Here is a 12,755-nt window from a genome sequence, read left to right as displayed (position 1 = left end):
AGCTCGATGCGCCCGACCGACCCGACCACTTCCGATGCATCCCGATCGCGTGAGGCCCGGCTGTCGATCGGCGACGATCTCTCCCAGTGGAGTCCTGAAGCACGTCGGCCGGACGAGTCGGCGGTCGCGTCACCGACGGAGGGCCAGACGATCCCGTCGTCCTCCGCGACGCCGTCCCCCTACGGCACGTCGACGATGGACGACGTCCCACAGGCCGGGGTTGGCGCGTCCGGCGCATTCACGGCGACGCCGGACCCGGACGGAGCTGGATCGGGACTCCGATCGGCGATCAACGGGGACAGCGGGGAGCCTGCGTCCACGGACGCATCGCGGTATCCTCCATCGCCGAAGATCGCCGATGGTGCGGGAGCGTCGGCGGTCCCTGCCACCACGCCGATGTCTCCGCCCCAGCCCCTGACACCGGGCTCGACCGGACCGATCGCGCCCGGAAACACGCCGATGTCTCAGCCCGAGGCATCCACTCCTGATCCACCGGTCGCGATGCGCATCGACTGGGACGTCGCGACCGCTGCCGCCTTCGCCGATGAGCCTGAGCCGGTCGGCTCCGTTCCACCGCACCCCGCGAGCACGTCGTCGCCCGATCGACTGCTCGAGGATCTCATTCGCGAGATCGTCGGTGATGCCGCCGTGGACGCTGTCTCCACGTTGCAGCCCACGACGGCGTCACCCCAGGGGCCACTCGGCACGACGGCGCCGGGAACCGGGACGCCACGCACGTCCGGCTCGTCGACGGATGCCCCGACCCCTCCTCCGCGCCCAGCCGACACACCGGGCGCTGAATCGTACGTCTCACCGGAGGCGAGCGAGGCGGAATCGGAGCTGCAGCCGGCTCCAGATCCAGGCATCTCGCCTCCGGATGAACAGAGGGTCGCCGACGCACTCGTCTCCCGGCATGACACCGAGTCGCAGCCGCAGCCGCAGTCGTCGTCACTGCCACTGCCACCGCCACCGCCACCGCCAGCCTCGTCGCCGGCCGGGGCGGCCACGCCGAGCTCAGGGACATCCCCCACGACGCCAGTCGCCGCTCCCCCCAGTACGCTGGTCTCGCGGGTTCCGTCCGACGACGAGCTCCCGACGAGGAGCGTATCGCCTGGCCAGCCAGCGACCCGCCCGTCGCCTGCTCCCCATGCGGTTCTACGTGAAACCGCGAACACGCTTGCATCTCCCGTTTCACGTGAAACGGGTACTGAATACGGAGGAACTCCCCTGGCCGATCAACTTGCGGATGAGACACGGCGCCGCCTCGCCCTCGACGAGGAGGTGCTGCCGTTGCCGGCCGGTACTCGCATCCTGACGATCTCGAATCAGAAGGGCGGGGTCGGAAAGACGACCACCGCGGTGAATCTCGCCGCCGCACTCGCGCGGTCCGGAGCGCACGTGCTCGTGATCGACCTCGACCCACAGGGCAACGCGTCAACGGCCCTCGGCGTCGACCACCGTTCCGAGCAGCAGAGCGTGTACGACGTCCTCGTGGCGGATCTGCCGCTCACCGACGTGGTGCGTCCGTCCACCGAACACCCCGACCTCGATTGCGTCCCGGCCACAATCCATCTCGCCGGCGCCGAGATCGAACTCGTCTCGCTCGTCGCTCGTGAGCAGCGACTCCGGCGCGCGTTGGATGCTCATCTCGCGAGCATGGATCGCCCGTACGACTACGTCTTCATCGACTGCCCACCGTCGCTCGGGTTGCTGACCATCAACGCGTTCGTCGCCGCCCGTGAGGTGCTCATCCCGATCCAGTGCGAGTACTACGCGCTCGAGGGCCTCTCGCAACTCCTGAGCAACATCGAGCTCATCGAGAAGCACCTGAATCCCGACCTCCGCCTGTCGACGATCCTGCTCACGATGTACGACTCGCGCACGAATCTCGCGCAACAGGTCGCCCAGGAGGTTCGCGACCACTTCCCCATCCAGACCCTCGACACGATCATTCCCCGTTCAGTGCGAGTCTCCGAAGCGCCGAGCTACGGACAGAGCGTGATCAGCTACGACTACGCGTCGACCGGATCGCTCTCATACCGCGAAGCGGCAGCGGAGATCGCCCGCCGCGCCTCCGCGACCCAGAAGGACACCAACTGATGGCAACCAAGCGAACCGGTCTCGGCCGAGGCATCGGCGCACTGATTCCCACCGGCGACGACACGAACCGCGCCGCGCGGCCGGTCGACGTGTTCTTCCCCGACGCGGATTCGACCCCTGCGACGGCCATCGCCGCAGTCGAACAGGCGGCCGCGGCCGAGGGACTGCTCACCGTCCCGGGTGCGCACCTCGCACACCTGGACCCCGACACGATCGTGCCGAACGCCCAGCAGCCGAGAAGCTCATTCGACCCCGAAGACCTCGCAGAACTGGTGCACAGCATCCGAGAGTTCGGCGTGCTGCAGCCGATCGTCGTGCGCCCCCATCCCGACCTGCCCGGCAAGTACGAACTCGTCATGGGTGAGCGTCGGCTACGGGCGACGAAGGAAGCCGGACTCACCTCCATCCCCGCGGTCGTCAAGGACACCGCGAATGAGGCGATGCTCCGTGACGCCCTGCTCGAGAACCTGCACCGGTCGCAGCTGAACCCGCTTGAAGAGGCATCCGCGTACCAACAACTCCTCGCCGACTTCGGCATCACGCAGGAGGAGTTGGCCGCACGCATCGGACGTTCCCGCCCTCAGATCTCGAATACGTTGCGCCTGCTCAAGCTCCCCGAGCCGGTGCAACTCCGGGTTGCCGCCGGGGTCCTGAGCGCAGGCCATGCGCGCGCGATCCTCTCGGTGGGCGACGACCCCGAGGAGATGAAGCGCTTCGCAGACAAGATCGTGAACGAGGAGCTCTCGGTGCGAGCCGCCGAGGCGATCGCCACCAGCACCCCGAAGCCATCACGAGCCAAGCCCGCGGCGGGCAAGCGCCAGGACTTCCTGGACGACCTGGCAGGGCGCCTCGGTGACCGCCTCAACACCCGCGTGCGGATCGCACTGGGCGCTCGAAAAGGCCAGATCAGCATCGATTTCGCGACCGTTCAAGATCTCCGCCGCATCCTCAGTGATCTCGGCGAGGAACTCGACGGCGTCTGAACCGCAGGCGCGCGCAGGATCGTTCCTGATGAACTGAAGGCACCGGATTCACGTTCACCCGAGGACCGGTCGGCGCCGTCGGCACGTCAGGACGCGCGTGCGGCCGCCGCTCGAACGAGGCTCCCGTACACGGTCGGCGCGTCGGTTCCCGACGCCTCGATCGCGAGCGGAACCAGCGAGGTCTCGGTGAGCCCCGGGATGACGTTCGCTTCGAGGAACCACGGTGTGCCCTCGCCGTCGACCACGAAGTCGACTCGCGAGAGGTCGCGGAGCCCGAGCGTCCGATGCGCGAGCACCGCGGCATCCGACAGGGCGGTCGCGACGTCGTCGCCGAGTCGCGAGGGGGCGTAGAAGGTGGTCTCACCCGCGTTGTACCGTGCCTGGAAACCGTACACACCATGGGTCGGCTCGATCTCGACCGGCGTGAGCGCACGCGGCCCATCTCCGGTGTCGACGACAGCGACGGCGATCTCAGTGCCGAACACGCGGCGCTCGACGATCGCCACCTCGTCATAGGTGAACGCCTCCACCATCGCGCGCGGCAGGTCGTCGGGGTCGTCGACGATCGTGACGCCCTGTGCGGACCCGCCGGAGCCGGGCTTCACGACCAGGTCGCCCTCGAGCGCTTCGCGCACGACGCGCAGCACGCTGGCCGCACCGAGCTCCCGGAACGCCTCGTGCGACAACACGATCGACTCGGGCACCGAGAGTCCGGCGCCGGCGACGAGTGAACTGGCGACCGGCTTCGACCACGCACGACGCGCGGCGGACCCGGTCGATCCGACCGTGGCGATGCCGAGTGCGCGCAGGAGGTCGAGCAGTGAGCCATCCTCTCCGCTCGATCCGTGCAGTGCCGGGAACACGGCATCGGGACGCTCGCTCGCCAGGAAGGGCAGGAGTCCGGCGTCGGGATCGCGCAGCACGACCCGATGGCCCGCCGCCGCGAGCGCGTCGGCGACACGTCGGCCGCTGCGGAGCGAGACATCTCGCTCGTGTGAGATGCCGCCTGCCAGCACGACGACGTACAGGCCACTGGAATCGCTCATGATCAGAGGGTTCTCCATTTACTTGAGGTCAGAGGGCGGGGCGGAGTCGTAGCCGTCGCTCGGGGGGAGCTGCAGCGAGCCGGTGCCGGCGAAGGTGTCGAGCAGGTCGAGCTCGCCGTTTACGACCGTCGCGAGTCGCCGGATGCCGACCCGGATCGCATCAGGTGTCGGGTAGCAGAAGGACAGGCGCATCGCGTGCCGGCCGCGGCCGTCGGCGAAGAACGCGGTGCCCGGTGTATAGGCCACGAGCTCCTTCACGGCCCTGGGCAGCATCTGCTTGGAGTCGAGCACGTCGGGCATGGTGACCCACACGTAGAAGCCGCCGTTCGGATTGGTCCAGTGCAGCTGCGGCAGGTACTCCCCCAGCGCCTCGATCATCGCGTCCTTGCGTTCGCGGTAGACGCCGCGGAAGGTGTCGATCTGTGCTCGCCAGTCCGTCGTCGACAGGTACTCGGACACGACGAGCTGGCTGAAGGAACTCGGTGAGAGGATCGCGGACTCCGCGGCGAGGATGAGCTTCTCGCGGATGGCATGCGGTGCGAGCGCCCAACCGACACGGAAGCCGGGCGCGAGGGTCTTCGAGAAGGAGCCGAGGTAGATCACGCCGTCCGCGTCGAGCGAGCGCAATGCGTTCGGCGCCGGCTCGTCGAAGTGCAGCAGCCCGTACGGGTTGTCCTCGAGCACGAGGATCTCGTTCGTGCGGCAGATCTCGAGGATCTCGGGCCGCCGCGACGCCGACAGCGTCACCCCGGCCGGATTGTGGAAGTTCGGGATCGTGTAGAGGAACTTGATGCGTCGACCCTGCCCCCGCAGATGCGCGATGGTCTGTCGCAGCGCCTCGGGGATGAGACCGTCGTCGTCCATCGCGACGTGCACGACGCTCGCCTGATACGAACGGAACACGCCGAGGGCACCCACGTAGCTCGGCGACTCGGCGAGGATCACATCGCCCGGGTCGATGAACAGCTTCGCGACGAGGTCGAGCGCCTGCTGCGAGCCGGTCGCGGTCACGACGTTGTCGACCGAGCCGCGGACGCCCTCGAGCGACATGATGTCGAGGATGTGCTCGCGGAGCTCGGGGATGCCCTGGCCCGATCCGTACTGCAACGCGGTCGGCCCCTGCGTGCGCATGACCCGCTCCATCGAGGAGACGATGAGCTCCTGCGGAAGCGCCGAGACGAACGGCATGCCGCCGGCGAGGGACACGACCTCGGGACGGGAGGCGACGGCGAAGAGGGCTCGGACCTCGGATGCGGCCAGCCCGGCGGCTCGCTCGGCGTAATTCGCGTACCAGGGGTCGAGATTGTTGCCGGTCCGTTGGGGGACGCCGTCAGGGGTCACGTCGCTTCCGTTTCTGCTCAGGATATTCATGCTAGTTGCTGGGTTCGGGGGGCCCGGATACGCGAGAGACCCGCCCGGCGTGTGCCGGGCGGGTCTCGATGCGTGTGCGAGGCGGCCGGCTACGAGATGTAGGCGGCGAGGTCGGCCTCGAGGGCGGGCTTCGGCTTGGCGCCGATGACGGTCTTCACGACCTCGCCCGCCTGGAACACCTTGAACGCCGGGATCGCGGTGATCTGGTACTTCATGGCGAGCTGCGGGTAGTCGTCGACGTTGAGCTTGACGATGTCGAGCCTGTCGGAGTGCTCCGTGGCGATCTGGTCGAGGATGGGGCTCACCGCGCGACACGGTCCGCACCACTCGGCCCAGAAGTCGACGACGACGGGCTTGTCGTTCTTGAGGACCTCCTGCTCGAAGGTGGCCTCGGTCACTGCACGTGCAGTCATTGCGTTTCTCCTTTGGTGAAGCGGATGTCGCGTCGCGTCAGTCGACCACGACGAATTCGTTCTCGAGCAGTGCCTCGGCAGCGTTCTCGTTGCCGAGTGCGGCCAGGTAGTGCTCGGCGTCGAGCGCGGCGACCGTGCCCGAACCGGCGGCCGTGACGGCCTGCCGGTAGTGCGGGTCGATGACGTCGCCGGCGGCGAACACGCCCGGTACCGACGTCTTCGAGGAGCGGCCGTCGACCGCGATGGTGCCCTCCGCCGTGAGCTCGAGCTTGCCGTGCACGAGGTGGGTGCGCGGGTCGTTGCCGATCGCGACGAACAGGCCGTCGAGGTCGAGTCCGCGCTCCTCGCCGGTGACGGTGTCACGCAGCGTCACACCGCTCACGGCGTTCGCGCCGTGGATCGCGGCGACCTCCGCGTTCCAGATGAATTCGATCTTCTCGTTGTCGAACGCCCGCTGCTGCATGATCTTCGACGCCTTCAGCGAGTCGCGCCGATGGATCACGTAGACCTTGTCGGCGAACCGGGTGAGGAAGCTCGCCTCCTCCATGGCCGAGTCGCCGCCGCCGACCACCGCGATGGTCTTCTGACGGAAGAAGAAGCCGTCGCACGTCGCGCACCACGAGAGCCCGTGGCCCGAGAGGATCTCCTCCTCTGGGAGGCCCAGCTTGCGATACGCCGAGCCGGTCGCGTAGATGAGCGCCGCGGCCTCGTGCTCCTCGCCGTTGCCCAGCTTGACGCGCTTCACGGGGCCGTCGAGCTCGAGCTCCACGACATCGTCGTAGACGACCTCGGTGCCGAACCGCTCCGCCTGCGCCTGGAACTTCGCCATCAGGTCGGGGCCCATGATGCCGTCGGGGAAGCCCGGGTAGTTCTCGACCTCGGTCGTGTTCATCAGCTCGCCGCCGATCTCGACGGAGCTCGCGATGAGCAGGGGCTTCAGATCTGCGCGCGCGGCGTAGATCGCGGCCGTGAATCCGGCCGGGCCCGAGCCGATGATGATGATGTCGCGCAACTTCGCTCCTGTCGTCACATGCGTATCGGCAGCACCGGCGCGCCGGAAATGCCACCGTCATGGTGAACACAGTCTAGGCGGCGCGTATTCCAGCGCCTGTCGACGGTCTGCGAGAGTCGGATGCCGCGGAGCGGCGCTCGGTTGCACGGATGCCGCGGTGCGGGGAACGCCGCATCCTCAGGTCCAGTTCATCCGCGCCGCATCCGGGACATGAGCGGCGTCGCGAAGCCGCGGAGCTCGGGTGAGCGCAGCAGCCAGAGGATGCCGAAGTACGCGGCCGCCATGACGACGCCGATGAGGGCCATCGAGATGATCGCCCCGAACCGATCGCTGATCGCGAAGCCGCCGGCTGTGGTGCCGCCGAGCGCGATGAGGAGCACGACGCCGACGCCGGCGGGCACGAGCACGGCGGCGAGGTCGCGTCCGAGGCTCACCGCGATCCGACGGCCGTCGAGTCCGCCGAGTCGTCGTCGCAGCAGCACCGTCGCGAGGATGAGTTGCGCAGTGCCGGCGATCGTCGTCGCAACGGCGACGCCGACCGCGATCCACTCGAGCGGGAGCAGGACGCATCCGAGCGCAGCGATCGTGAAGAGGACCACCTGGAACAGGGTGAAGAAGAACGGCGTGCGGGTGTCGCCGAGCGCGTAGAACGTGCGTTGCACGACGAACAGGATGCTGAAGCCGACGAGGCCGATCGCGAACGCGATGATGACGTTGCCGAGCGCCGATGCCCGCTCGAGACCAGGCTGGAAGACCGCGGCGAACGGATAGGCCACGACCATCAGCACCGCGGCCGCGAGCACCAGGATCACGCTGACCCCGCGCACCGCGCTCGAGAGGTCGTCGCGCACGCGGTCGACCACACCGGCGTGCGCGTGCTCGCTCATGCGCGTGAAGTAGGCCGTGGCGATCGACACCGCGATCACCGAGTGCGGCAGCATGAACACCAGCCACGCGTTGTCGATGGCCGCGATGGACGCGCCGGTACCAGAAGCGCGCAGCACCACCTGCTTCTGCACGATCCCGGCGAACGTGGTGAGCAGCAGCATCCCGAACGTCCACCCGGCCATGCGGCCTGCGGCGCCGAGCCCCACGCCCCGCCAGGCGAAGTCGGGGCGGTAGCGCAGGCCGATGCGCCGCCAGAACCAGAACAGCACGAGCGCCTGCGTGGCGATACCGAGGGTCGCAGAGCCGGCGAGCAGCGCGACCATGCCGGGCGTCCAGTCGGCGACTGCGCGCGCGCCGTCGGGATCGAAGCCGAACAGCACGCCGAACGCCACCAGGCCGGCGAGCGCGACGACGTTGTTGAGCACCGGCACCCAGGTGAATGGGCCGAAGCTGCGACGCGCGTTCAGCACCTCGCCGAGCAGCGTGTACAGGCCGTAGAAGAAGATCTGCGGCAGGCACCACCATGCGAAGGCGATCGCGAGCGGCAGGATCTCGCTGTTCGAGCCGGCGTAGATCCAGGTGAGCACGGGTGCGAGCACCGTGGCGAGCACGGTCGCCGCGCCGATCACGACGAGCGCGAGGGTGAGCAGCTTGTTGATGTAGGCGCTGCCGCCGTCGGTGTGCGTGCTGGCACGCACGATCTGCGGCACGAGCACCGCCGACAGCACGCCGCCCGCGACGATGACGTACACGGTGTTGGGCAGGCCGTTCGCGACCGCGAAGGCGTCGGCCGACGTCGACCCGATCACGCCGATGGCGGCCGCGAGCACGATCGCCTTCACGAACCCGAGGATGCGGGAGACGATCGTGCCCGACGCGAGGAAGACGCTGGCCCTGCCGATGCGATCGTCGTCAGCCACGCGCGGGGTCCGTCGGTTCGCCGGCTCGGGGCGCAGGGTTGTCATCGGGCGTCGCCTCGCTCGGGGTCTCGGTTTCGGCTCGAGTCTCTTTCGCGGTTCCACCCTCGTCGGTGTCGGCCGCGTCCCCGTCTGGCCCGGTCACGTTCCCGTCGGCGTCGGCCGTCGTCGCGGTCGCGACGGCGCCCGCCCCCGACGTGCCGACGGCCGTTGCCGCTGCCGCTGCTGCCGCCGCTGTCGCCGCACGCTCGCGCCGCCGGCGCCGGACATTCCGCCACACGCCGATGCCGAAGACGAGCACCACGATGGTCGCGATGACCGCGGCTCCGAGCCCCTCCCAGTCCGCCTGCACGTTGGCGGGGATCACCACGGTGCTGCCGATCGGCACGCCGGTGGTCGATGTCAGCGAGACCGCGAGCGACACCTCGCCGTTGCCGACCCCGGCGGCGACCGGCACCCGCACCGTGGACCGCGATTGCGGTTCGACGGTGACCTCGACGCGGTCCTCGACGATGAGGCGTCCGTTGGAGGGGTCGACGTTGACGACGACGGTGACCGCATAGGGCAGGGTGTTCTCGATCGTGGTGGGCACGCCCGTCTCGGTGGACACCACGTTGATCGTGCTGCTCGGCACGACCGAGACGGCGCCGAGCACGCTCCGCTGCGCGGCCAGCCAGTCCGCCACGGCGGCATCCCATGCCTCGCGATCGTCGAGCCAGGCGACATCGAGGAGCGACAGCAGCTCGCGCCGGGTCGGACCCGTGAGCAGCGCCTCGTCGTCGAGCACGGTCGCGAACTCGGTGAGCTGGGCTTCGGTCTCGACCATGCGCGCGACGGTGGCGACGCGCTGGTCGGACTCGGGTTCGTCGATCAGCATCCGCGTCTCGGGCGGCGCGCCGATCGCGTCGGCGAGCCCGGCCAGCGACGACCAGCCCGATCCGGCGATCTCGTCGATGAGGGCCGACACCCGTGCCGACTGCGAGGCCGAGCCGCGATCGAACGTCGCGAGCACGGTGGTGCGGGCCGTGCCCGCGTCGAGCGCGAGCTCGGCGAGGAGCCGGCCGGTGGCCTCGCCCCACTCGGTGTCGGTCGAGGCGTCGGATGCCGCCCTGAGGGGCTCGGTGAGCCCTGCGTCCGCGACGAGGGCGGTGGAGCCGTCGATGGTGGCCGACGAGGAGGTCGGGCCATCGACCGGCTCGACGTTGCCCGGGGCGAGCAGGGCCGTGGTGAGGCCGGCTGCGTCGAAGTAGGCGAGGTCGCCCGCCGCGACCGTATCGTCGGCCGGCCAGGCGAGGTCGGTGCGGGTGTACGGCCAGTCGAGGAGCTCCTGCGCGGTCGGCAACTGGCCCGGCGTCGGTTCGGGCTCGCTCGGCTCGTCGGTGGCCGGCGCGGATGCGCCACCGCCGGCCGCGTCGTCGCCTGCCGCATCGTCGGACTGTGCGGCGAAGTTCGCGGGGTCGAGCACGTCGGAGAACGAGGTGGGCGTGAGCGGGGAAGGGAGGGCGAGCTGCGCCTGCACGGCGAGGTCGGCGTCGGCGTAGGCGAGGGGGAAGACCTCGTTGGGCACGTTCGCAAGTCGTTGCAACCACGCCGTGGCGGATGCGGGCGCGCTCGAACCGAGCACGCGGATCGATGCGATGATGCGCGGATCGATGCCGATCGCGACGCGTCGACCGGAGAGCGCATCGAGTTGCCGGGTGAGCAACCCGGTGGGTCCCGTCCAGTTCGTGAGCCGGTCGGCGTCGATGAGTCCGACAGCGCCCCCAGTCGTGGGCGTGGTCAGGGGGGCTGCGAGGGCGACCGCCACGGAACCGGCAGCGGCGACGTCGGCGTTCGCGTAGGCCGCGGTACCGGCCGCCACGACGGTGTCACCGACCATGAGCTCGGCACCGAGGCCGATGACCGCCGACTCGTCCACGTCGGCGAATGCCTCGCCGGGAACGGTGAAGGACACGACGGCGGCGCCGCCGGCTGCGAGGCTGCGGGAATCGCCCTCGCCGAGCGGCACCGCGGAGGAGCCGATGCCGGCACTGCCCTCGGCATCCGCTGCGAGCCAGTCGTCGAGCTCGGCATCGTCGTCGATCGCCGCGCCGGCGCGCACGAGGCGCACGACGCCGGGCGCGATGGCCTCGCCCGTGGCGTTCTCGATCTCGACCGAGATCGCCACCGGCGCCTCGAACGAGAGGGTGGTGGCGATGGTCGGCGCGACTCGCACGCGCAGCCCGGTGGTTTCGTCGACCACCTGTGGAGGGCCGGACTTCGCGAGCCCCGTGCCCTCCAGCGACCCTGCGCCGCCCGCGAACGCGAGCACGGCCTGCAGGCCGGCAGAGGGATCCACGCCGGCGTTCGCGGCAAGGGGCGCAGCGGCCACGCCCGCGAGCGCGGCGACGGCGAGGCCCGCCAGGGCGAGGCGCGTGCGGCGTGTGGGGCGCCGGGGGGATGAGTCGGCGCGGCGACGCGCAGGGTTCGACTCGGCCACCATGCACGCGATTCTACGGCGTGGGGTCGGGGCATCCGCTCGGCGTCCACAGGCGGAGGCCGTCCGGCGCCCGTCAAGGGACTCTCGCGCGAGCCCGCTTAACATAGGGGTCATGCAGAGTGTCGCGGCGGCCCTCGACCGGCTGGGCGAGCTGGCTGCTTCGCCGACCGTCGCAAGGCTCTCGGAGGCGTTCGACGCCGCGGGGCACGAGCTCGCGCTCGTGGGCGGCCCCGTGCGCGACGCGTTCCTCGGACGCGGCACGAACGACCTCGACTTCACCACGGATGCCACACCCGACGAGATCCTCGCGATCGTCAGGCCGATCGCCGAGGCGCACTGGGACATCGGCCGCGCGTTCGGCACCATCGGCGCGAAGATCGCCGGCGAGACGGTCGAGATCACCACGTACCGCGCCGACACCTATGATGGCGGCTCGCGCAAGCCCGAGGTCGTGTTCGGCACGAGACTCGAGGACGACCTCATCCGACGCGACTTCACGGTGAACGCGCTCGCGCTGCGCCTGCCGCAGCTCGCCCTCGTCGATCCGTCGGGCGGTGTCGAGGACCTGCTCGCAAAGACCCTCCGCACCCCGGCGGCGCCCGAGCAGTCGTTCGGCGACGACCCGCTCAGGATGCTGCGGGCCGCCCGATTCTCGGCTCAGCTCGGCTTCGACGTGGAGCAGGGCACCCGCGTAGCCATGACCACGCTCGCGCCCGAGATCGACCGCATCTCGGCCGAGCGCGTGCGCGATGAGCTGTCGAAGCTGCTGCTCACCGCGGTGCCGCGCGGCGGCATCCGCCTGCTCGTGGACTCGGGGCTCGCCGACCGCGTCATTCCCGAGATCCCCGCCCTGCGCCTCGAGGTCGACGAGCACCACCACCACAAGGATGTCTACGAGCACTCGCTCACCGTGCTCGACCAGGCGATCGACTACGAGGTGAGCCGCGGCAACCTCGACTCCCCCGATCTCGTCGCGCGGCTCGCGGCGCTGCTGCACGATATCGGCAAGCCGGCGACCAGGCGCCTCGAACCGGGCGGTGCGGTGTCTTTCCACCACCACGATGTCGTGGGGGCGAAGCTCGCCCGCAAGCGCCTGCGCGCGCTGCGCTTCGACAACGACACGATCGCGGCCGTCTCGCGGCTCATCGAGCTGCACCTGCGGTTCTTCGGGTACACTGACGGCGCGTGGACCGACTCCGCCGTGCGCCGGTACGTGCGCGACGCGGGCGACCAGCTCGAGCGCCTGCACATTCTCACCCGGGCGGACGTCACGACCCGCAACCGGCGCAAGGCCGACCGCCTCGGCTTCGCCTACGACGACCTCGAGGAGCGCATCGCGGTGCTCGCCGAGGAGGAGGAGCTCGCCGCGGTGCGCCCCGAGCTCGACGGGGAGCAGATCATGGCGCTGCTCGACGTGAAGCCCGGGCCGGTGGTCGGTGAGGCATACCGATACCTGCTCGAGGTGCGACTCGACGAGGGCCCGATCGGGCCGGATGCCGCGGCCGAGCGCCTGCTCGAATGGTGGGCGGCCCGCGAAGCACACTGA

9 protein-coding genes are annotated in these 12,755 nt (G+C 69.8%); 3 read left to right on the top strand and 6 right to left on the bottom strand.

The window, feature by feature from the left end:
• The first annotated feature begins 1,227 nt into the window (after positions 1-1,227).
• Together ASG80_RS24315 and ASG80_RS00975 are read left to right on the top strand one after the other, a co-directional pair.
• Positions 1,228-2,100 carry a ParA family protein gene (locus ASG80_RS24315; RefSeq protein ID WP_056728427.1) on the top strand — a complete coding sequence of 291 codons (873 nt, stop codon included), beginning with the start codon at positions 1,228-1,230 and terminating at the stop codon, positions 2,098-2,100.
• Positions 2,100-3,083, top strand: coding sequence for a ParB/RepB/Spo0J family partition protein (locus tag ASG80_RS00975; protein ID WP_056727580.1), 984 nt, complete (start codon positions 2,100-2,102; stop codon positions 3,081-3,083). The genes ASG80_RS24315 and ASG80_RS00975 overlap by 1 nt, the downstream gene beginning before the upstream one ends.
• An 86-nt stretch (positions 3,084-3,169) precedes the next feature.
• Here the strand turns inward: ASG80_RS00975 and ASG80_RS00970 are convergent, their stop codons facing one another.
• The 6 genes from ASG80_RS00970 to ASG80_RS00945 all read right to left on the bottom strand — a co-directional run bounded on the left by ASG80_RS00970 (position 3,170) and on the right by ASG80_RS00945 (position 11,212).
• Positions 3,170-4,129 (bottom strand): D-alanine--D-alanine ligase, encoded by a 960-nt coding sequence (locus tag ASG80_RS00970; protein WP_056728424.1) that lies wholly within the window; start codon positions 4,127-4,129, stop codon positions 3,170-3,172.
• A gap of 18 nt (positions 4,130-4,147) precedes the next feature.
• Complete coding sequence (locus ASG80_RS00965) at positions 4,148-5,470, bottom strand: PLP-dependent aminotransferase family protein (RefSeq protein WP_056727578.1); 1,323 nt, start codon at positions 5,468-5,470, stop codon at positions 4,148-4,150.
• A 119-nt stretch (positions 5,471-5,589) separates the two neighbouring features.
• A complete protein-coding gene (trxA, locus tag ASG80_RS00960) occupies positions 5,590-5,913 on the bottom strand; it encodes a thioredoxin (RefSeq protein WP_056727576.1) in 324 nt (107 codons plus the stop codon).
• Between the two features lie 37 nt (positions 5,914-5,950).
• A complete protein-coding gene (gene trxB, locus ASG80_RS00955; protein ID WP_056728422.1) occupies positions 5,951-6,925 on the bottom strand; it encodes a thioredoxin-disulfide reductase in 975 nt (324 codons plus the stop codon).
• Between the two features lie 188 nt (positions 6,926-7,113).
• The gene (gene murJ, locus ASG80_RS00950) at positions 7,114-8,733 is read right to left on the bottom strand and encodes a murein biosynthesis integral membrane protein MurJ (RefSeq protein ID WP_235507898.1); all 1,620 of its coding nucleotides are present in this window, start codon (positions 8,731-8,733) and stop codon (positions 7,114-7,116) included.
• Positions 8,726-11,212 carry a DUF6049 family protein gene (locus ASG80_RS00945; protein WP_056727574.1) on the bottom strand — a complete coding sequence of 829 codons (2,487 nt, stop codon included), beginning with the start codon at positions 11,210-11,212 and terminating at the stop codon, positions 8,726-8,728. The genes murJ and ASG80_RS00945 overlap by 8 nt, the downstream gene beginning before the upstream one ends.
• Before the next feature lie 109 nt (positions 11,213-11,321).
• Between ASG80_RS00945 and ASG80_RS00940 the strand changes: the two genes are divergently transcribed.
• Positions 11,322-12,755 carry a CCA tRNA nucleotidyltransferase gene (locus ASG80_RS00940; RefSeq protein WP_056727572.1) on the top strand — a complete coding sequence of 478 codons (1,434 nt, stop codon included), beginning with the start codon at positions 11,322-11,324 and terminating at the stop codon, positions 12,753-12,755.

Origin of the sequence: Agromyces sp. Soil535 (genome assembly GCF_001428255.1) — a bacterium.
Classification (GTDB): domain Bacteria; phylum Actinomycetota; class Actinomycetes; order Actinomycetales; family Microbacteriaceae; genus Agromyces.
The sequence above is the reverse complement of the archived record's forward strand: the minus strand, read 5'-3'. Positions and strand labels throughout refer to the sequence as shown.